The organism is Paraburkholderia fungorum (assembly GCF_900099835.1).
GTDB classification, from domain to species: Bacteria; Pseudomonadota; Gammaproteobacteria; order Burkholderiales; family Burkholderiaceae; genus Paraburkholderia; species Paraburkholderia fungorum_A.
Genome location: NZ_FNKP01000002.1, coordinates 1,419,185 through 1,439,424, shown reverse-complemented (window position 1 = coordinate 1,439,424; position 20,240 = coordinate 1,419,185). Strand labels below are relative to the sequence as shown.

Sequence of the window (20,240 nt, the reverse complement as noted above, 5' to 3'; positions counted from 1 at the left end):
AACAACGAATGGCTGGAGTATCGAATGACGGTGTTTTTTATCGGCGCGGGTCCTGGCGACCCGGAACTGATCACGGTGAAAGGGCAGCGCCTCGTGCGCAGTTGCCCGGTGATCCTGTACGCGGGTTCGCTGGTGCCGGCTGCGGTGCTCGATGGACACACCGCGGAACAGGTCGTCAATACCGCCGAACTCGACCTCGATCAGATCGTCGCGCTACTCAAGGCCGCGCATGACAAGGGGCAGCACGTGGCGCGCGTCCATTCCGGCGACCCGTCGCTGTACGGCGCGATCGGCGAGCAGATTCGGCGTCTGCGCGAGTTGGACATTCCCTACGAGATCGTGCCGGGCGTGACCGCCACGGCCGCATGCGCGGCGGCGCTTGGCTGCGAACTGACACTGCCTGATGTGTCGCAGACGCTGATTCTCACGCGCTACGCGAGCAAGACCTCGATGCCCGCAGGCGAGCAACTCGGCGATCTCGCCGCGCATCGCGCGACGATGGCGATTCACCTGGGCGTGAGGCACCTTGCGCGTATCGTCGATGAGCTTCGCCCGCATTACGGCGGCGCGTGCCCGATTGCGGTGATCTATCGCGCGAGCTGGCCGGATGAGGAGAAGATCACCGGCACGCTGGACGATATCGTCGGCAAGGTGCAGTCGACTTCGATCGAGCGGACCGCGTTGATTCTGGTCGGCGACGTGCTGGCTGCGGAAGGCTTCGCGGAATCGACGTTGTATGCAAAGGGCGGGTGAACGCTCCGCAGAGCCGCCATTTCCGCACTGACGCAACCGCCGTTCGACGTCAACCGGTTGCCCGTCACGGCTAGCATGCGTTGTCAGCGGATTTCACGCCGTTCGGCACATTTGAAGTTGGCCGCTTACACACGCCGCTATCGCGGTTGCGAACTGGCTTGCTGCTCGAGCTTCTTCATCAGCACGGCCTGCTCCTTCGCGTCCTTGGCGCGCGCGAGAACCGGCGCCATCGCCGCAGCATCCATGTCCTGCGGATGCGACAGCATGATCGCGAGGCTGCGGTAGATCTCCCGGTTATCGTCGATATAGCGCAGCATGGCTTGCCGCAACGGCGCGCGCGGCGAGCCCTCCGGCATCTGCGCGCTACTGATGGACTCGTACATGCTGTTCCAGCCCGGCAGGATTTCCCGCATGATCCGGTTCGACGCCACATCCCGGTCGACCTGCGACGCGAGCCGCAAATGACGCCACGCGATAAGGTCCGCGCGCATCCTGTTCTGGGTTTGCCGCGCTTCGACCATCAGCCTGGAAAACTGCGCATCGGCGAGACGCGATGCGCTCATATGCGTCAGCGGATATGACAACGCTGCGAGCGAGAGCAGCGCGACCGTCCATGACGCGACGGCCGTTCTGAACGAGTTTCGCTGACGCGCGTCGAGTTCGAGCGGCCTCGCCAGCAGCGCGCCAATCACCAGTCCGCCGATCAGCCCGCCAAGGTGCGCCGCGTTGTCGACCTGGCTGTGCCTGAAGCCGTTGTACAACGTGTAGAGAATGAAAATCCACATCGACGTGCGCAAACGCGCGGCTTCCGACGGCGGCAATTGCCTGCGGTAGACCAGCACGAAAATCAGCAGTGCGCCCGCCACGCCGAAGATCGCGCCCGACGCGCCCGCGCTGTTGAGACCGGGATGCGTCAGCACGCTGGCAATGCTGCCGATCAGCCCTGCGAACACGTAGAGCGCGAGAAAGCGCAGGCTGCCGTACAGGCGCTCGGTCGTGCGTCCGAGCATGAACAGCACGATCATGTTGCCCACCAGATGCTGCAGGCCGAAGTGAACGAAGATCGCGGTGAACAGACGCCACGGTTCGCCGTTTAGCGTATAGGCGCCGAGGTTGGTTCCCCATCTGGCCACCTCGGCGGCGTCCGGCATGAGCACGTTGATGCCGGAGACCCCCATCGCGATCAGGACGAGCACGTTCAGCACGACCAGCGCATACGTGGCTCGCGGCACCGGCGTCAACGCGAGCAGTCTCTGGCGATAGGTTTTGTGTGCGATGCGCTGGGCGGCAAATTCGGGCGTCATCCGTACCGGCAGCAAGTCGACGATGCGCTGTAAATCTTCAGCACTGCGCGGTATCAGTTCGACCCGTTCGATCGCGCGTTGCGGCGAGTGAAGATCGAACAGCAGCACGCCTTCGTTGAAATCGATATCGAACACCTCGTCGCGATGCACGCTACGCGTTTCGGACGCGTTCGCCCGGCGCAGCAGGATCTCGTCGTCCGAGAATGTCAGCTCGCTTTTTATTCGAAGTGCATAGCGGTTTGCCGAGAAAATGCCCGCGTCCCGCGGCTTGATCGACAAGCGCACGCTGAAACTCTGCATGTCGTGCCGGTCCGCATAAGCCGATGCGCCCAACGTGTGGCCTGTCTCACCCGGGGCGGTGTCGATACGATCCATGTGATCGCCTTCTCTCTATTTTTTTGGAATGCGCGTGTGGGGCGCCGCGTCATTCTGATTCGAGTCGGTGGCGATTTCAAGTTGCTTGCGCAGGCTAACAGCAAGCAACTCCGCAATCTATGCAGGACGCAATGCGCAAAGCAGAACAGGCGGCAAAAATGTCGCAAGCTCTGCAACGTGCGGCAGGGGCCAGGCCGTTATCCTATCGGCATGATGAAGCCCAGCACCGAACACGATTACCGTCGACGTATCGCTCGCGTGGTCGAGGCGATTCTGCTCGAGCCGGGTGCGCCGCACACGCTCGAAAGCCTGGCGGCGCTCGCGCATCTCTCGCCTTATCACTTTCATCGAATCTATCGGGCGTTGACCGGTGAGAGCGTGGTCGAAACGGTGCAGCGCCTGCGGCTCGCTCAGGCTGCGCAGCGGCTCACCGATGCGTCCGCTCAGGTGACCGCCGTCGCGCACGACGCGGGTTACAACAGTCCGCAGGCATTCGCGCGCGCGTTTCGCGGCTTCACGGGTGTCAGTCCGAGCGAATTCAGGGCGCGGCAGCGGCATCTGGCGGGCGGTGTTGCAGACCGGCGCACTCGCAGCGGCGGCGCCGGTCACGATGCCAGCCATGCCAACGCTGCTTCAGAAGCGAGCGCGAATGAAAGTGGAACGTCGGCAGACGAATCGCCTTCGATCGAACTCGCCGAGATCGCACCGGTCGATGTGCTCTGCGTGCGGCACGACGGGCCGGTCGGGACAATCGGCCAGACCTTTCGCCGCCTGATTCATCTGGTGTGTAGCGAGCAGAGCGCGTCCACGGACCAGCGCATCGGCATCTGCACGCGCGCGGCTGGCGTGAACGGCGGCTTTGAGTATCACGCGGGCGTGGTCGCCAGTCCCGCTGCGGTTTCCGTCGACGGTGTCACGTCGATGCGGCTCGACGGCGGACTGTATGCGGTGCATCGGCTGGTCGGCCCGTACGCGCTGATCGCGCCGACCTTCAGGGCGCTCTATGGCGGCTGGCTCCCGCACAGCGGCTATACGCGCGACCGGCGGCCGGCGCTCGAGTGGTATCGCAATCCGCTGATCGACGGCGCGCAGCACACGTGCGTCACCGATCTGATGATCCCTCTGTGCAAGGACTGATCATGTTGCGTCGATGCTGCGCGTTGCTGGCGCTCGGGATAGGAATCGCGTTGCCGGCGGCAGGCGTCGCCGATCCGGTTGCCCTGCATGTGGGCGAGACGGTGCGGGTGTTTCATCCGGCAGTGGCGCGTCACTGGCGCGGCGCTCAGACCCAGGCGCTGGTGACCCGCATCTGGTATCCGGTCGATCCCGCCGTGCCGGAGACGGCCCACGATATCGGCGCACCCGGTCAGCCGATTTTCAAAGGGCATCCGGTGGCGGACAACGCGCCGCTTGCGCACGCGCGCCAGAGTTATCCGCTGCTGGTGCTGTCGCACGGCACCGGCGGCAGCGCGGACAGCCTCGACTGGCTGGGCGCGGCGCTCGCCGCGCAGGGATTTATCGTCGCGGGCGTCAATCATCCGGGCAATAGCGCGCTGGAGCCGCTGACGCTCGACGGTTTCATGCTCTGGTGGGAGCGCGCGACCGACGCGAGCGAAGTGCTCGATGGCGTACTCGCCGACCCGCAGTTGGGCCCGCATATCGACCGCGCGCGAATCGGCGCGGTGGGATTTTCGCTCGGCGGATACACGGTGCTCGAACTGGCGGGCGCACGCACGAATCTGGCGGCATTCGAGCGCTTCTGTACGTCGCCGGAAGCCGATGCGATCTGCCATCCGCCGGAAATGGCGCAGATCGGCGCCGACGCCGCCGACAAGGCCGTGACGCACGACACTTTGTCGCCCGCGACGAGGGCATCCCGCGCGCGCTCCGGCGAGTCGTACCGCGATCCGCGTATCAAGGCGGTGTTTGCGATTGCGCCCGCGCTGGGAGAAGCGTTTGACCAGCATTCGTTCGACAGCGTGACGATTCCCGTATCGCTGGTGGCGGGAGAAAACGACCGGATCGCGCCGGTCGACACCAACATTCACCGCATAGCCGGTTTGCTGCCGCAGGCCGTCGTCACGATGCTGCCGGGCGCATCGCACAACACGTTTCTCGACACCTGTCTGCCGGATGCCGCCGAGCGTCTCGCGATGATCTGCAAGGACGGCCCGGGTGTCGACCGCGATGCGATTCATGCACGCACGGCCGCGCAGGCGGTGGAGTTTTTCGCGGGTACGCTGCCCGCGACCTCGCCGTAGCTTGAAGCGTCGAGCCGATAGCCGCCGCGCTCAATCCTCCAGCGGCGACAGCGCCTCGATCGGCATTTTCTTGCCCGGCCCGATGCTGATCGCCGGGACGAACGTCAGCAACGCGACCACGAACAGCGCGATCACGAAGATCGACACGAACGTCAGATGCAGCGATTGATGCAGCACGAGCCGGATCAGATCGCTGTCGCCGAGATCCGTCACCTGGTTTTGCAGCAGCGCCTTCAACTGATCCGACGTGACCACCGCCGCGCCGCGCGAATGACTCAGCCCGAAGTTCAGCACCGCGCCGAACAGCGTCGCCCCCAACGTGCTGCCAAGATTGCGCGAAAACAGATTCGATGCGGTCGCGCTGCCGCGTTCGTCCACCCGGACGATCTCCTGGATCAGCACCAGCGAACTGACGCTCGACGTGCCCATCCCGAAGCCCATGATCAGCGAGCCGAACGCGGCGATCAGCGGCGAGCCGCCCGGCGCGAGGAACAGCAGCAACAGCGCGCCGAGCGGCACGAACGCGCTGCCGCCGATCAGGATGCGCCGCAAGCCGAGCCGCGGGAACGACTTCGCCGCGAGCGTCGCGCCGGCGGGCCAGCCGACCGTCATCATCGTCAGCGCGAGACCGGCGATCACCGGCGAGCGGTGCAACACGCCTTGCACGTACATCGGCAGGAAGGTGGTGGCGCCCATCAGGATCATGCCGGACAGCACCGTCGAGCCGTTGCACGCGGCAATCGGGCGGCGGCTCCAGAGCGCGAACGAGATCATCGGCTCGGCCGCACGGCGCTCCTGCATCACGAAGAACACGACGCACAGCGCGAACGCGGCGCCCGCGAGCGAGGCTTTCGCGAGGTCGTCGTCGCCCGCGTAGGTGAGGGCCATCATCAACGCGGCGATCGCCGCCATGAAAAGCGCAGCGCCGCCGAAATCGATCGACGGACGCGCGTGCCGCTCCGACTCGCGCAGGAACACGATGAAGCCCGCCGCCGACGCGAGGCCGATCGGCACGTTCATCCAGAAGATCCACGCCCACGACATGTTGTGAATGATGAAGCCGCCGACCATCGGCCCGACGACCGCCGAAATCGCCCACACGCTCGCGAGATAGCCCTGCACCTTGCCGCGTTCGTGAGCCGGGTAGAGATCGGCGACGATGGTCAGCGTGACCGGCTGGATTGCGCCCGCGCCGACGCCCTGGATCAGGCGGAACACGATCATCGCGGGCATCGACCACGCAAAGCCGGCGAGCACCGAGCCGATCAGAAAGATCGCGATGCCCGCCAGTACGACCGGCTTGCGCCCGTACAGATCGGCGAGCTTGCCGAACACCACCGTCATCGCGGTCTGCGTGAGCAGGAACGACGAGAACACCCAGCTGTAGAGATGCAGATCCCCGAGTTGGGCGACGATCTGCGGCATGGCGGTGGAAACGATGGTGGCTTCGATGGCGACCATCGCCATCGAAGCCATGACGGCGGCAATCACGGGAGCGCGCGACGATTGAGGGCTGCGGGACATGGGGTGGGGTTAGTATCGGTATGTTGGGTGCGTTGGACGGCTCGAAAGGAGGAGCCCGGACGCATCAGCGCGGCCGCACGAGGCGGCCGGAATGGAGTATGCACCTTGCGGAGAATGCGCGCCTGGCACCGTCCGCTCCGGCTTCACAGGCGGAGCGCGGCTTGCGTGGCACAGTGCTTGCGCGTTCGAGGCTTCCTTTCGACACATGGAGGATCATTATGAGGATCGAATTCACCGGACGCCGCGAAGTAGTGGCAGCGGCGCGCGTCGCCTTCGAGGCCAATGTTGATGGAGCCGATGTCTGGTGCAGCGTGTCGCTCGATGCGCTGAATAACCATTTCGGCAACGAAGGCCCATCGGCGCACAATCTGGTGGGGACCTTCGAGGCAAACCGTACGCGGATTGAAAATGCTACGCGGCGGGTGCTCGAAAGAAACGGGGGGAAATCGGTGGAACTCGAAACCGGCGATTTCAACTGACGCAGGATTTCAATTTCGCCTGAGGCCGCCGGACCGCGCCTCGCTTCAGGCGTTCATCTGAGCGGGGGCCGGTGCGTTTCGCGCCGGACCGGATCTCAAGGCTCACTTCCACTGGGCCGCGCTTTACAGCGATTTCTCCAGATCCAGCAACAATCCCTTCGACCAGCAGCCGTTATTTTATGACGGGCAGACGCCTATATTGCGTTCAGCGGTCGCGTTGAAAGTCATTCGAAGGAAAGCTTCGAAGCGCCGCGAACCATCAATAACTGGAGCTTGTTTTCATCATGAAGTCGTTGATCAAGGGTGTTGTCGTTGTCGCTACGCTGGCCGCTTCGGCCACGGTTTTCGCTCAATCGCAATCGAATACCCGTATTACCCGCGAGCAGGTGCGCGCGGAACTGGTTCAGCTCGAACAGGCCGGCTATCGCGTCGGTGACGGCGACCAGGCTCACTATCCCGCAGCGATCCAGGCGGCAGAAGCGCGTGTGGCCGCGCAAAACAACGTCGGCACGAGCGCTTATGGCGGCAGCGTCGCGGGTTCGTCGGAAAGCGGCAGCGGCCATCCGGCCGTTTCCAAAGCCGACTGGAATGCGATGTACAGCCGTTGATAAAACGGTTTTACGCACGGGTTTCATCCGCGAGGTTTCAAGCACGGAAATGTTGGAAGCGGATGCACGGTGACGAGTTTCGATGCCCGTCGTTGTGTTGCGCTTATGCGTGTGTGCGGTGGCGGGATCTGGCTGATTTAGCGGCGGGATCGCCAGCCGTTTATTGATTTCACGCGCATTAGCGCAACGCTAGCGGCTCTGCATCGGGATTCGAGCCGGGTTGCAAAGGACTCTTCCACAGCGGCGTCTGTATCCGCTTCATCGACGTGGTTAAAGTAGCACCGCACGCACGGCTTCCGGTGTGCGAGCGAGAGAGTTGGCCCCGGCTGGAAACAGCCGGGGTTTTTTTCTTTCGACACCCGCACTCGATGAAAATAGCGGCACGCCGACGCTTACGCCGAACATCCAGGCGATGCCAATTGGCTCGCGGCTTACGGTATAGTCCCTCCAAAACGGGAGCAGGCATGCCGTGCAGTTGCCATCTGCATGCGTTGTGAGCCCGGTCATCGAATGTCTGGAGAACATCGTGCAGGAAATCATCGAAGGTTTTATCCGCTTCCAACGCGAAGTGTTTCCGCAGCAGATCGCGTTATTCAAACGTCTGTCGACCGCGCAAAGTCCGAGCACGCTGTTCGTCACGTGCTCGGACAGCCGCGTCGTGCCTGAACTGCTGACGCAGGTCGAGCCGGGCGCGCTGTTCGTGATCCGCAATGCGGGCAACATCGTGCCGTCGTATGGGCCGGAACCGGGCGGCGTGTCGGCGACCGTCGAGTACGCGGTGTCGGTGCTGGGCGTGCACGATATCGTGATCTGCGGCCACTCGAATTGCGGCGCGATGACGGCGATCTCGACCTGCATGAACCTCGATCATCTGCCGGCGGTGGCAGGCTGGCTGCGTCACGCGGATGCCGCCAAAGCCATCAACGCGGCACGTACTTACGATTCGGATGCCGAGCGCCTCGACGCTCTGGTGAAGGACAACGTGATCGCGCAGTTGGGCAATATCCGCACGCATCCGTCGGTGGCGGTCGGGCTGGCGAACAAGAAGCTGCAACTGCATGGCTGGATCTTCGATATCGAAAGCGGCGTGATGCTCGCGCTTGATGGCCGCACCGGCAAGTTCTTGCCGCTGGTGGACAATCCGGAAATTTTTGCGGGGTAAGCCGCTGGGCGGATGGGGCGTGGTTACGCGGTAATGATCTGGGTGACGTGTGTGCGGCGAGAGCCGCACGTTGCCCGTACGCCGTAAGCGGCGACCTTCGCTGCTTAGCGCTTGCACGCAGGCTCAGCTCTGAAAACACCGGAACGCGAGACTGATACGCGGCTCCGTGACGCCCGCCACCTTCGGAATTCCATGCTCGTGCGTGAATTGCGACGCATAGCTCATCACGAGGCAGCTTCCCGCTTCCAGTTCGATATGCACGGACCGGCCACCACCCTTGGGCCGGATCGACATGCGCCGGCTCGCGCCTAGCGAGACGATGGCGATGGGCTGACCCGGCACCAGCTTGTCGGTCTTGTCGCTGTGCGGGGCGACGCTGTCGCTGCCGTCACGATACAGATTCAGTCCAACCCGATTGAACGGTGCGCCGACCAGCGCGCGAACCGATTCGAATGCCTGCTGCAAATCGGAGGGAAGATCGGCGGATTCCAGCGCGAACGTGGCGAGCAGACGCGGCACAGCCACCTCGCGGTCGTACATCATGCGTTGCTGCGCAAGCCAGCCGATGTTCCGGTGCGTTTGATCGAACCACCGCTGCGCGACATCGGCGGGAATCAGTTCAGGCAGGTAGCGGATGCCGCCTTCCACGTCGTGGACGAGCGACACCGGCTCAGGGGCGAAAAGGGCTTGCTGCGACGACATGGTCTGGTCCGGTGAGCGGAAAGTTGCGCGCCCGACAAGACCACGAAAGCAGGGCGGCTGCGTCCGCTCATTATACTGTGTTTTTATACAGTGTTTCGGGCTGCCCGGCGGTCAATCGAATTCGTCGAACTGCGGCAATGAGTCGTTTATCGAATACCAAGGCGCCTTCGAACCGGCAAAGATATGCGCGGTGGGCTGAAGCGTGGGCGTGTCGTCGAGCGTGCCCAACGTGACGTGCACAAACTGCCCATCGCGAACTACTGAAAACAGCAGGCTGCCGCAAGTCTTGCAATGCACGTTATGCGACGCCTGTTCGCCGCCGAAAATCAGCAGATTGTCGTCTCCCTGCGTCACGCGCAGCTTGTCGCGCTCAATGCCCGCGAACGGCTTGAACGCCGAGCCGGTCGCACGCCGGCATCTCGAACAATGGCAGTTCTTTGCATAGACAAATTCGTCTTTCACGGCGTAGTGCACCGCGCCGCAAAGGCATCTGCCGGCAAGCTCGGGTTTCATGGCTGAGTCGTAAGAAGAGGGCGCGTTCGCGCATTGTCGGGGCAATAGCAAATCTAATTATCGACGAACGCGACAACCCGGGCATCAATCGCAAAAGCCGGCCGGCAGCCCCTGAGGACCACCGGCCGGCTCATTTCGCCAGATAGCTACTTCGTCGCGTCGATCAGTTCGATCAGTCCGACGCCACCAGCGAATCCGACGGCACGATCTTCAGCACGCCCGGATTATCCGCAGCCGGGTTCGACCACAGCAGATGCATGCTCGCCGCGCCGGTTCCGTGCACGTACTCGACCTTGATCGACGCGCGCTGCTTCGCCGCCAGCCACGTTTTGCCGCTCACCGTGCCTTGCGACCCGCTCTTCTTGTCGATGACCTTCACGCCATTGATCCACAGACGCGCAACGTTGTCGCTGTTGATCGTGAACGTGTACGTGCCGTCCTGCGTCGCCTTGATCGCGCCGGTCCAGCGCACGCCGTAGTTGGACGCGTTGACGCCCGCAGACGCATCAGGCGAATCGGTGCCGCGCTCGGTGTTCAGATCGAAGTCGATCATCGGCGTAATCGACGTCTTGACGGGCGCGCTGTTGAAGGTCGGATCGTTGTAGTAGCCGACTTGCAGCACCGGCAGTTTCACGCTGAAGCCGCCCGTGAGCGCCTGAGTTTCCGAGGTCTGCCACGGATGGCCGTCCGGGTAGATGGTGCCCTGGAACGGAACCGCCGGCTCCACCGTCGCGGGCGCGCTCGGCACCTGGCCCCAGTGGAAGCGCGTATTGGTGCGTCCGATCATCAGCTCCCACACGATAAAGCCCGTCGATCCGCCGTAGTTCGCGACGATCCCAGGCATGGTCTGCCCGGCCGTGCCGGTAAAGCCGCGTTGCAGCGTTTCGGAGTTCAGCGCGCTGACACTGTTGCCGTTCACCGGTCCCGTGTACGGATTGCCGTACGGATGGAAGGCGTAGAAGTCGGAGAAGTACGTGCCTTCGTCTTCCTGCACTTGCGGCGCGTTGATCGGCTGGGTTGCACCCGCATTCTGGATCGCGATGCGCGCGTCGTTCATCAGCACGGCGCGGGTTTCCTGCAGCGCGCCGTTGCCGCTGCAACCCGGCTCGTTCATCGTTTCCCAGAAAATGATGCGCGGATCGTTGCGATGCGGCGCGACGAAATCGGTGATGTAGCTGGCGAGACTCTGCTTGTACGTCACCGCGGAATTCGACGCGCTCGGCTGGAAATAAGCCTGTTCGACGGGCGTGCCCGGCGACTGCACCCACTGGCTGTTATGCACGCCCCAGACCGGCGCGGGTTGCGGGCCATACTGCGGCGTCGGGTTCCAGCAGTCGTCGTAGAAGATCGGCGAGACCTTGATGCCGTGACGCGCGGCGATCTTCAGCAGGTTCTCGAACTTGCTCAGGAATGCCACGCGATCGTTGGCCCACACGAGGTAATGCAGATACACGGCGATCGTATTCATGCCGTACGTCTGCGCGTAAGACAGCTCGCGATTGACGATCTCGGGGTCGTAGTTTTCCCAGAAATCGATTGCGTTGACCGCATTCGACGGCGTATAGACCGCGCCGACCACCTTCGAGAAATCGAAGCTCGGCGAAGTTACGGTCGGGTACGTCTGGATCTTGATGTTGCTGAACGTTGCGCCGACACCGAAGCGCCGCAGCCCGAAGCTGCCCGACTGGAACACGGCGGGCAGCGCGTTGGTCGCATCGTTCACGCTGATCACGCGCTGCTGGTCGACGTCGACGGTAATCGCATTGCCGCTCGTCGTGACTTTCAGATGGTGCGTGCTGCCGCCGACCACCGTGCTCAGCGGATACGCGATGAAATTCGTCCAGTTGTTGTTCTCACGGCCCACGACGACCGAATGCGTGCCGGTATCGAAGCCGATGTAGTAGCCGGTCAGGCTGTCAGGGCCGCCCGCCGTCGGGTTGGTCGTGCGGACAAGAAAGCCCGCGTTCGCCGCGCCCGTGCCGACCGGCGCGCTGACCGTCACGTCCGCTTCATACGATGCGGTGGCGTACGTGCTGGCTAGCGCCACGGTTTTGTCGCCCGCGCCGGTGCCGTTGGTCGGCGGCGCGGGAATCGTGATGCTGGCGTTGCTGGTGCCTGGCCCCCAGCCTTGGGTCGAACCGGGGGCGAGGAAGTTGGTGAAGTCGCCGAAGGAGAGGGTGGTCGACGATACCGGCGTGGGCGGTGCGGGCGGCGTGTAGGCCGCGAGGTTCAACGTGGGATCGGCGATCACGAGCGGCGGGGTCGTGGTTTTCATGCCCAGCGGGACCGTTTTCGCGGCCTTGAATTCGCTCTGGACGTTGGCCGCGTCCGCCGCCGAAGCCGCAGCGGCTGCCGACGCGGTGGACGCCGCCGACGCGTCGACCGCGTTGACCTGCTTGTCCGCAGACGCGGACGGGTTGGACGAACCGTCATTACCGCCACATGCACTGAGCATGGCGAGCGTGGCCAGCACAAAGTAATTGCGCACCTTCATCTCCTGATGTACCCGCTTATGATGGTCATAATTATTATTAGATTCACATACAGCTAGAAGACATGAGCCTCTAACGTATGGATGCGGAAATCGATATGAATAATATTATTAGTTCAGCGGACCTGTATCGGGACATACCCGCAATTGCGGGAAGGGCGGCGACGCGTTACGCGCGAGAGGTTGCGGGCGCAGTCGGGATGCGCGATGAATAGATTGCCGGAGCACAAGCGAATCTTCAGACGATGGCGGGCATAATCCGCTTTCCGACTGTCGATCGTGCCTCCCCTGCCTGGTGAGCTTCACGCGAAGCCACGCGACATTTACGCACCCGGGCAAGGCGCTGCTTTGCGCGCTTCCAGGAAAGCTCATGCCGCCCATTACCGCCGTCCGTCACAACGCCGTGCCGCTGCGCAGCATCGCGCTGATCCTTCTGTCGATGTTCTGCTTCGCGCTGGTCGACGCGCTCGCCAAATCCGTCGCGCTCGCTTATCCCGCCAACGAAGTGACGTTCTTCCGCATGCTGTTCGGCCTGATCCCCGCCGTCGCGATATGCCTGCGCGGCAAACCGCTCGCCACACGTTTCAGACAGATGGACGTGCGCGGGCAGACCCTGCGCGCGCTGACACTGCTCGGCGCGTCCGGTCTGTTCTTCGCCGGATTGCCGTATATGCCGCTCAGCGAAGCCGTGGCGATCGTCTATTCGGAGACGCTGCTCGTGATCGTGCTGGCGCCGCTGCTGCTGAAGGAAACGCTCAAGCCGCGCGATGCGCTCGCGGCTGCGATCGGGTTCATCGGCGTGCTCTTCGTGGTGCGCCCGGACGGCTCGCATTCGAGCTGGCTCGGCCCGGTTCTGCTGATATCGAGCGCGTTCTTCGGCGCGCTGTCGATCATCCAGATCAAGCGGATTCGCGCCACCGACGATTCCGGCACCACGGTGCTGTATTTCACCGTGGTCGGCACGCTCGTGATGGGCGTGTCGCTGCTGTTTGCGTGGCGCACGCCGTCGTTCAACGCGCTGGCGATCATGGCGCTGCTCGGCGCATTCGCCACCGCCGGCCAGCTACTGATGACGATGGCATTCCGCCAGGCCGACGCGGGCGCGCTCGCGCCGTACAACTACACGAGCATCGTATGGGCCGCGCTATTCGGCTACGTCGTGTGGGGCGAGACGATCGGGGCGATGTCGCTGCTGGGTGTCGCGCTGATCGTCGGCAGTTCGATCGCGGTCGCGGTGCGCCGCAAGCAGGAAGAAGGGCCGCTGGTATAGGCACAGGCTTTGCGGTTTCAACAGGACGGGCCGATGCGCGTGAACGTACGACGATTGATTGGCAGTTCCAATCATCGTTCCATTCGTACGAACGTAGCTGGCGGATTCGGACAAGCGGTCTGCGTAATCCGACGTTTCACAGCCTCACGCCGCGCAATCCGGATTCGGACGCATCCAGGTCGCTCACACTTTCGTACGTGAGTTACCGGCCTGTTGGCGCGGCCGTGCAGAGGCATCAACCGATCCCTGCTAACCCTCTGATGAAATCGGAGCGCGTTTGCGTCGTGTCAGACGTGCACGTCAACTACTGGAAGGGGGACACGTTTTGTATAGCGAACCCAGAAAGATAGTCTTCACAGGTCTTGTCGTCGGTGCTGTAGCCATTGGAGTCGGAGCTTACGTCTCGCATTCCGACGAAGAATGGCTGCCCTCGGACGATCTCGGTGTCACGCATGGCGGAGGCACGCGGGCGTCAGGGCAGGGCAATACGATGAGCGGCACGGTCAGGTCTGCGCCGGTCGACGGTCGCAGCGACTCGCCTGCGGCGCGGGCAAACAGCCTGAAGGCGGCGCGCAATAGTTTGCTACGCGACGACGTGGCGGCGGCGCGGGCGCAGTTGAACGCGATCAGCGCCGCGCACCGGGACGATCAGCAGGTTGTCGAGTTGCAGAAAGAAATTCAGGAGCGCGCGGATCAGGAGCAGCGCGCGGTTGCTCCGGCGCAGGTGGACAAGCCACCCGCTGAGTCGGCGCAAAAGCCGGTGCTGACCTCGTCGTCTTCGGCACCGGACGGCAAACATTCGCGCGCCCCGCAAGTAGCGTCTCGCGAGTATTCGAATCGCGCTGCGGGTTATGCCAGGAGTCGGCGTAATGCGGGGGCTGTGGTGGCGAAGTCGGGTGGTGTCAGTGCGGGTGCTGCGGGCGTTGCGGGTGAGGTGCCCGTGGCGAGTGAATCCGCGTATGCGTCGCCTGGCATGAGGGTGGTGCATGGGCCCGGCGCGCCTGCTGCGGTCAATTCATTGCCGCTGTTGCAGCAGTCCGCGTCCAGTTCCGAACCGCAGTCCATGCCGCCGTCGACGCAAACGGCGGCGGCGTCCGTTCAATCGGTGCCATCGACACCCCAGCCAGAGATGACCGCGCAAGCTGTATTACCGCCGGTCGTTCAAACCACTGTGCCGAGCGCCCCATTACTGAAGACGGATGGTCCGAAGACCCGTGCGCAGGTTCGCGAGGAGATTGCTCGCGCGCGTGAGAACGGCAGCCTCCCAGCGTTCGGAAATCCGGACCCTGCGGGACCGGGCGGTGCGCCTAGCCTGACGATCGCACCGCGCCCCTGACGCAACGACAACGGCGAGCGAGTCCACGTTCGCTGACCGTTGCATCACGGCGGCCGTGCCCCGTTATCGCAACGACGCCGCGAGCCGCGCGAAGGTCGGTTCGTCCGTGCGATCGAACGCGAGCGGCGTCACCGACACGCAGCCCGACGCCACCACAGCCGTTTCACTATCGGGATCGTTCGCGCGCTTGCCGCGCTGAAAACGCAGCCAGTGATACGCGATGCCGCGCGGGTCTACCTGCGGCAGCACGTCGATATCTTCGACCAGACCGACGCCTTGCCGGGTCGGCGTGAGCGGACCGGCAGCCGCTGCATCGACATCGGGGAAATTGATGTTCAGGCAGGTGGGCACCGCGTGTTCGACCGCCAGCAACTGACGGATCACGCCCGGCGCGAGCGCGCGTGCGGTGTCCCAGCGCACGTTGTCGCGGTCGCTGAACGTCTGACTCAACGCGAACGACGGCAGGCCGAGCAGCAAGCCGGTCATCGCCGCGCCGACAGTGCCCGAAAACATGGTCTCGACGCCGAGATTGCCGCCGCGGTTGATGCCGGAAAGGATCAGCGTGGGCGGCGTGTCGCGCATCAGATGACGCACGCCCATTACGACACAATCGCCGGGCGTGCCGGCCACGCCAAAGCGGCGTTCGCCCTGGCGGCTGACGCGCAACGGCGAATGCAGGCTGATGGAATGCGACGTGCCGCTCTGATCGTGTTCGGGCGCGACGACCCAGACTTCGTCGGCGATTTCGGCGGCGACGGCTTCGAGCACGGCGAGGCCGGGGGCGTCGATACCGTCGTCGTTCGTCAACAGCACGCGCGGCACTCTGGATTCATAGGCGGACATCGCAGCAATCTCCTCTCGGTGGGTAACGGAATGGAACGGGCATTATCCGGCGAATGGCGAGATTGTGACGGCAGACGGACATGCGGCGCGGCGGGTGCAGAAGGCACGAGCCACCCATACAGCAGAAAAGCCCGCAATTTGCGGGCTTTTCTGTTTGGTCCGCAAGCGCGCGACGCAGAGTGCGTGCGACGCGCGTACCATGCGGTTTTCCGCGTGTGTGGCCTCGGGCCGGATGCCGTCGTGATCCGCTGCCGCAAGCGCCGCACGCGTCACCCGTCACCGCGATCCGGAACAACCGTCATGCAGATCGAACCGTTTGAGATTGCCATTCCCGATCAGGATATCGACGACCTGCGTCAGCGGATTCGCGCGACGCGCTGGGCGCCGGCCACGCCGTCTCCCGCGTGGCAGCAGGGCACGGACTCCGTGTGGCTGCGCGAACTCGCTGACTACTGGGCGACTCGTTTCGACTGGCGCGCGGCTGAACGCAAGCTGAACCAGCAAGCCCAGTTCATCGCCGATGTGAACGGGCAACGCGTGCACTTCGTGCATCGGCGCGGCGTGGGGATGGCGCCTTATCCGCTCGTCGTCACGCATGGCTGGCCTGGCTCGTTCTTCGAGTTTCACGCGCTGCTCGACCAGCTTTGCGACCCGGGTTCGTTCGGCGCCGATCCCGCCGACGCATTCGACGTCGTCGTGCCGTCGCTACCCGGCTTCGCGTTTTCGGCGGCTCCCGCGCAGGGCGGCACGTCCGCGTTTCAGGTGGCGGATCTGTGGGTATCGCTGATGCGCGGTCTTGGCTATGAGCGTTTCGGCGCGCAGGGCGGCGATATCGGCGCAGGCGTGTCGGTTGCGCTGGCGGCGCGGCATCCGCAGGTTGTCGACGGCATTCATCTGAACTTCCTGCCCAGTTCGTACGAACCGGCGATCGGCGCAGAGCAAAAACCTCTTACCGCGGCGGAAGAAAATTTTCTGCGCGAGAAGCTCGAGTGGGCCGCGCTGGAAGGCGGTTATGCGCACATGCATACCACCAAACCGCAAACGGCGGCCGCGTCGCTGAATGATTCGCCGGTCGGGCTCGCCGCATGGATCGGCGAAAAGTTTCGTGCGTGGAGCGATTGCAACGGCGACATCGAAAGCGTGTTTTCCAAAGACGATTTGCTGACCAATATCTCGCTCTACTGGCACACACAAAGCATCGGCACGTCCATGCAGATGTACTGGGAAAACCGCTTGCAGCCGATGCGTTTCACCGGCGCGCCGCGCGTCGTGCCGCCGCTCGGCTTCGCGCATTTCCCAAAGGAACTGAGTCATCCGCCGCGTAGCTGGGTCGAAAGAACTTTCGATGTCGTTCAATGGACCGACATGCCGAGCGGTGGCCACTTCGCGGCGATGGAAAAACCCGGCTTGCTCGCGACCGAGATCCGGCGGTTTTTTAGGCCGCTACGTGGGTTGAAAGGGTAGCGGGAAAGTTGAAGGTGGAGCGCGATGCGGATTGAAGCACGCATTGACGGCGGCGCAAATCGCTCGCGCCGCGCAGGATGAACGGTTACTTCGAAACGAATTCGGCAACCCGTGCTGCCTCGGCAGGCAAAATCAGATGCGCTGGCGCTTCGTGGCTCCTGCGGCGAGCCGCGACGTAATACAGCACGGCGGGCACAATCAGGCCGATGATCCACGAAATGTCGGTGCCGTCGAGCGCGTCGACGAGCGGACCCGTATAGAACGCGCTGGAAATGAACGGCAACTGCACCAGCACGCCGATCACATACACGACGATGCCGGTCATGTTCCAGCGTCCGTAGCGGCCGTCCGGATCGTACAGCGCGGGCACGTCGTAGCGGTCGCGGGTGATGAAGTAGTAGTCGACCAGATTGATCGCGCTCCACGGCGTAAAAAACGCCAGCAGGAACAGGATGAACGACGAGAATTCCTTCAGGAACGCGTGACGTCCTGCGAGCGCGAGCCACATCGCGATACCGACCATGCCGAGGATGTACGCAAGACGGCTGCGCGCGGATAGTTTCTGGTCGCCGCTAAAGCCGCTGACCACGGTCGCGATCGACATCACGCTGCCATACGCGTTGAGCGTCGTGATGGTGATCTTGCCGAACGCAATCGCGAAGTAGAGCAGCGCGGCGATCGTGCCGGTCGCGCCGAGGCCGACCACGAACGACACCTCGTGCCCGGAGAACTGCTTGCCCGCGAGCGCGGCGGCGAATACGCCGAACACCATCGACACCTGCGCGCCGATGATCGCCCCCGCCGCGATCGCCCAGAACGTTTTACGCGGAGACGTGCTGCGCGGCAGATAACGCGAATAGTCGGCTACGTACGGGCCGAATGCGATTTGCCACGACGCGGAAAGCGACATCGCGAGCAGGAAGCTGCTCACGGTGAAATGGCGGTTCGCGAGCAGCGCCGAAATGTCATGACCGATCAGCAACTGCGCGAACATGTAGACGAACGCGATCACGCCGATCACGCTGGCAACGCGCCCTACCAGATGAATCACGCGATAGCCGATCACCGTGAACACCACGATTACCGCGGTGAACGCGACGATGCCGAGCGCGTCTTTCACGTGCAGCAACTGGGCGACGGCCTGTCCCGCCAGCACCGAGCCGCTTGCCGAGAAGCCGACGTACATAAGACATACGAGCACGATCGGAATGACCGCGCCGTAGACGCCGAACTGCACGCGGCTGGAAATCATCTGCGGGAGGCCGAGTTGCGGGCCTTGTGCGCCGTGCAGCGCCATCACGCCGCCGCCGATCAGTTGCCCGATCAGCAAGCCGACCAGCGACCAGAACACATCGCCGCCGAGCACCACGGCAAGCGCGCCGGTCACGATCGCCGTGATCTGCAAATTGGCCGCGAGCCACAGCGTGAACTGGCTGAAGACGCTGCCGTGACGTTCGGCGTCGGGAATGTAGTCGATGGTGCGGCGCTCGGCGATGCCGCGCTCGCGCGTTCCGCCCTGGGATGCAGACATGAAAATCCTCTTGGCCCGGCGCAGGTGGTTCACGCGCGCCGTCAGATTCAGACAATCGACCGGCTGACTTCGCGGGTCTCCCGAGACCGGAGCCGCGGGGCAGAGGCTCACAATCAGGTAGGACTTTAAGGCAGCCAAAATGTCTATACAAGTCGACTTTTTTAGTCGTTTACCCGAGCATGGCTATGCGGTCTGGGTTATCAAAGTTTGCTTGCAAAGCTTACATTTGATGAGAATTTTCAGGTTTTATGGCAGACGGAAGGAGAGTTTAGTCGGCGACGCTGAACTAAATTTGTCTAGACAAGGTAGCTATAACTTGCTACTCATCGCTCGATGAACACACCCCATCGCTCCCGCTCAACAATGCCGCAGCAATAATTGCGAGAAGCATCATCACGCGATGCCGGTCAAAAGGGCCACGTTATGACTCGCTGAGTTTTGGCGGAAACGCAATATAAGGACGTGAAACGATTGTCCATACCTGATGCTGCGCGCCCGGATCATCCGACTCCATCGCCGCGCATCAGCGCATTGCGCGGACGTCTGCTCGCCGCGCGAAGGACCACTCGATCAACTGATTGACCGTCACGGCAGCGCTGGAAAAGCGAACCGTCGCTCACGCGTGGTGAGGAGCAACGTGAATCTTTTTCCTTGCACTCTCGTTTATGTCGACGTCGACGTGAAGCCGGGTCCCAACTCGACCAATCGCGACCCGTTGTCGTACGTGAGTCAGGCAATCTGCCTGAATAACAGCTTGCGGCAGGTAGGCATGCCGACGTTGACGATCATGACCAACGCACCGGCGCTCGTCGCGCAACGGCTCGAAACGATGCGGCCGGAGAACCGGCCGGCCGTCGCGACGCTCACCGCGACGATCGAGTTGCCGAAGAACACGCCGTTTTACGCCGCGCATTTCAAACTCGATCTGATGGACCAGGTGGCCGAAAGCCTGCCGGCCGACACCATGCTGCTTTTACTCGATGCCGACATGGTCGCGCTGTTGCCGCTCGACGGCGAACTGATCGAGCGATGTGCCGAAGCGGGCCTCGGTGTATTCGATATTTCGGATCAGGTGTTTCCCGCGTACGGCAGCGAGCGCGTGGTTGCCGATCTGGAGATCGTCGCGGACCGGCGGCTCAGAAATCCACGCTGGTACGGTGGCGAGTTTCTGCTCGCCACGGCCGCTTCATTGCGCCGCCTGGTGCCGCGCGCGCGAGCCAGTTACGCGCGCTACCTCAGTGAGAGCGACCAGCTCAAGCATCACGGCGACGAAGCCTTTATTTCCGCCGCGCTCAATTCGCTCGCCGACGAAGGGCAGGTGCTGATCGAAGTCGGCGCGTACCAGGCAGTGGGGCGTCATTGGGCGGGCAACAATTATCGCGATTTGCGGTGGTTCCGCTGCTGCTCGTTTGTCCATTTGCCGGGCAGCAAAGCCTTGCTGGAAAAAGAAGCGCGCTTCGTCGAATTCGTGCCCGACCGTTTCTGGCGCCATATGCGCGTCGCGCATCTGCGCGGGCGCATGCGTCACGCAGCGAAACGGATCGTCAGGATGTTGAGCGGCGCGCGCGTTGCGATGCTTTCCGCCTACGCGTTGCGCGGAGCAAAAAGCTAGACGGGTTGGCTA

The 20,240-nt window shown here is 63.2% G+C and carries 17 protein-coding genes; 10 read left to right on the top strand and 7 right to left on the bottom strand.

Translation table 11 applies throughout. The features are described from left to right. Window positions 1-24: 24 nt before the first annotated feature. On the top strand, window positions 25-753 hold the full coding sequence (gene cobM, locus BLS41_RS22355; protein ID WP_074768784.1) for a precorrin-4 C(11)-methyltransferase: 729 nt from the start codon (window positions 25-27) through the stop codon (window positions 751-753). 137 nt (window positions 754-890) lie between these two features. On the opposite strand, the gene BLS41_RS22350 is transcribed toward cobM, so the two are convergent. Then, window positions 891-2,432 carry a rhomboid family intramembrane serine protease gene (locus BLS41_RS22350; RefSeq protein WP_074768782.1) on the bottom strand — a complete coding sequence of 514 codons (1,542 nt, stop codon included), beginning with the start codon at window positions 2,430-2,432 and terminating at the stop codon, window positions 891-893. Window positions 2,433-2,642: 210 nt separating this feature from the next. On the opposite strand from BLS41_RS22350, the gene BLS41_RS22345 reads away from it, so the two are divergent. Continuing rightward, window positions 2,643-3,569: an AraC family transcriptional regulator gene (locus BLS41_RS22345; protein WP_366486612.1), complete on the top strand. Its 927-nt coding sequence runs from the start codon at window positions 2,643-2,645 to the stop codon at window positions 3,567-3,569. Window positions 3,570-3,571: 2 nt separating this feature from the next. Further along, the gene (locus tag BLS41_RS22340; protein ID WP_074768780.1) at window positions 3,572-4,693 is read left to right on the top strand and encodes an alpha/beta hydrolase family protein; all 1,122 of its coding nucleotides are present in this window, start codon (window positions 3,572-3,574) and stop codon (window positions 4,691-4,693) included. A 30-nt stretch (window positions 4,694-4,723) separates the two neighbouring features. Here BLS41_RS22340 and BLS41_RS22335 read toward each other — a convergent pair whose 3' ends face one another. Beyond that, window positions 4,724-6,217 (bottom strand): MDR family MFS transporter, encoded by a 1,494-nt coding sequence (locus BLS41_RS22335; RefSeq protein WP_074768778.1) that lies wholly within the window; start codon window positions 6,215-6,217, stop codon window positions 4,724-4,726. A 218-nt stretch (window positions 6,218-6,435) separates the two neighbouring features. On the opposite strand from BLS41_RS22335, the gene BLS41_RS22330 reads away from it, so the two are divergent. From BLS41_RS22330 to BLS41_RS22320, 3 genes are all read left to right on the top strand, one after another. Then, on the top strand, window positions 6,436-6,696 hold the full coding sequence (locus BLS41_RS22330; protein ID WP_074768776.1) for a DUF1488 family protein: 261 nt from the start codon (window positions 6,436-6,438) through the stop codon (window positions 6,694-6,696). Between the two features lie 284 nt (window positions 6,697-6,980). Next, window positions 6,981-7,304: a DUF4148 domain-containing protein gene (locus BLS41_RS22325; protein ID WP_074768774.1), complete on the top strand. Its 324-nt coding sequence runs from the start codon at window positions 6,981-6,983 to the stop codon at window positions 7,302-7,304. A gap of 526 nt (window positions 7,305-7,830) precedes the next feature. Beyond that, a complete protein-coding gene (locus BLS41_RS22320; protein ID WP_074771112.1) occupies window positions 7,831-8,466 on the top strand; it encodes a carbonic anhydrase in 636 nt (211 codons plus the stop codon). A 123-nt stretch (window positions 8,467-8,589) separates the two neighbouring features. On the opposite strand, the gene BLS41_RS22315 is transcribed toward BLS41_RS22320, so the two are convergent. The 3 genes from BLS41_RS22315 to BLS41_RS22305 all read right to left on the bottom strand — a co-directional run bounded on the left by BLS41_RS22315 (window position 8,590) and on the right by BLS41_RS22305 (window position 12,169). Further along, window positions 8,590-9,168 carry an alpha-ketoglutarate-dependent dioxygenase AlkB gene (locus BLS41_RS22315; RefSeq protein WP_074768772.1) on the bottom strand — a complete coding sequence of 193 codons (579 nt, stop codon included), beginning with the start codon at window positions 9,166-9,168 and terminating at the stop codon, window positions 8,590-8,592. Between the two features lie 111 nt (window positions 9,169-9,279). Then, window positions 9,280-9,681 carry a GFA family protein gene (locus BLS41_RS22310; protein ID WP_074768770.1) on the bottom strand — a complete coding sequence of 134 codons (402 nt, stop codon included), beginning with the start codon at window positions 9,679-9,681 and terminating at the stop codon, window positions 9,280-9,282. A 172-nt stretch (window positions 9,682-9,853) separates the two neighbouring features. Next, complete coding sequence (locus BLS41_RS22305) at window positions 9,854-12,169, bottom strand: PA14 domain-containing protein (protein WP_253189730.1); 2,316 nt, start codon at window positions 12,167-12,169, stop codon at window positions 9,854-9,856. A gap of 373 nt (window positions 12,170-12,542) precedes the next feature. On the opposite strand from BLS41_RS22305, the gene BLS41_RS22300 reads away from it, so the two are divergent. Both BLS41_RS22300 and BLS41_RS22295 read left to right on the top strand, forming a co-directional pair. Next, window positions 12,543-13,442 carry a DMT family transporter gene (locus BLS41_RS22300; RefSeq protein ID WP_074768766.1) on the top strand — a complete coding sequence of 300 codons (900 nt, stop codon included), beginning with the start codon at window positions 12,543-12,545 and terminating at the stop codon, window positions 13,440-13,442. Between the two features lie 490 nt (window positions 13,443-13,932). Next, the gene (locus BLS41_RS22295) at window positions 13,933-14,778 is read left to right on the top strand and encodes a DUF4148 domain-containing protein (protein ID WP_074768764.1); all 846 of its coding nucleotides are present in this window, start codon (window positions 13,933-13,935) and stop codon (window positions 14,776-14,778) included. 63 nt (window positions 14,779-14,841) lie between these two features. Here the strand turns inward: BLS41_RS22295 and surE are convergent, their stop codons facing one another. Continuing rightward, a complete protein-coding gene (surE, locus tag BLS41_RS22290; RefSeq protein ID WP_074768762.1) occupies window positions 14,842-15,621 on the bottom strand; it encodes a 5'/3'-nucleotidase SurE in 780 nt (259 codons plus the stop codon). Window positions 15,622-15,921: 300 nt separating this feature from the next. On the opposite strand from surE, the gene BLS41_RS22285 reads away from it, so the two are divergent. Then, window positions 15,922-17,085, top strand: coding sequence for an epoxide hydrolase family protein (locus tag BLS41_RS22285; RefSeq protein WP_074768760.1), 1,164 nt, complete (start codon window positions 15,922-15,924; stop codon window positions 17,083-17,085). A gap of 85 nt (window positions 17,086-17,170) precedes the next feature. Here BLS41_RS22285 and BLS41_RS22280 read toward each other — a convergent pair whose 3' ends face one another. Beyond that, a complete protein-coding gene (locus tag BLS41_RS22280; protein WP_074768758.1) occupies window positions 17,171-18,616 on the bottom strand; it encodes a purine-cytosine permease family protein in 1,446 nt (481 codons plus the stop codon). A 637-nt stretch (window positions 18,617-19,253) separates the two neighbouring features. Here BLS41_RS22280 and BLS41_RS22275 point away from each other — a divergent pair. Further along, window positions 19,254-20,228 carry a hypothetical protein gene (locus BLS41_RS22275; RefSeq protein ID WP_074771111.1) on the top strand — a complete coding sequence of 325 codons (975 nt, stop codon included), beginning with the start codon at window positions 19,254-19,256 and terminating at the stop codon, window positions 20,226-20,228. The last annotated feature ends 12 nt before the right edge of the window (window positions 20,229-20,240 follow it).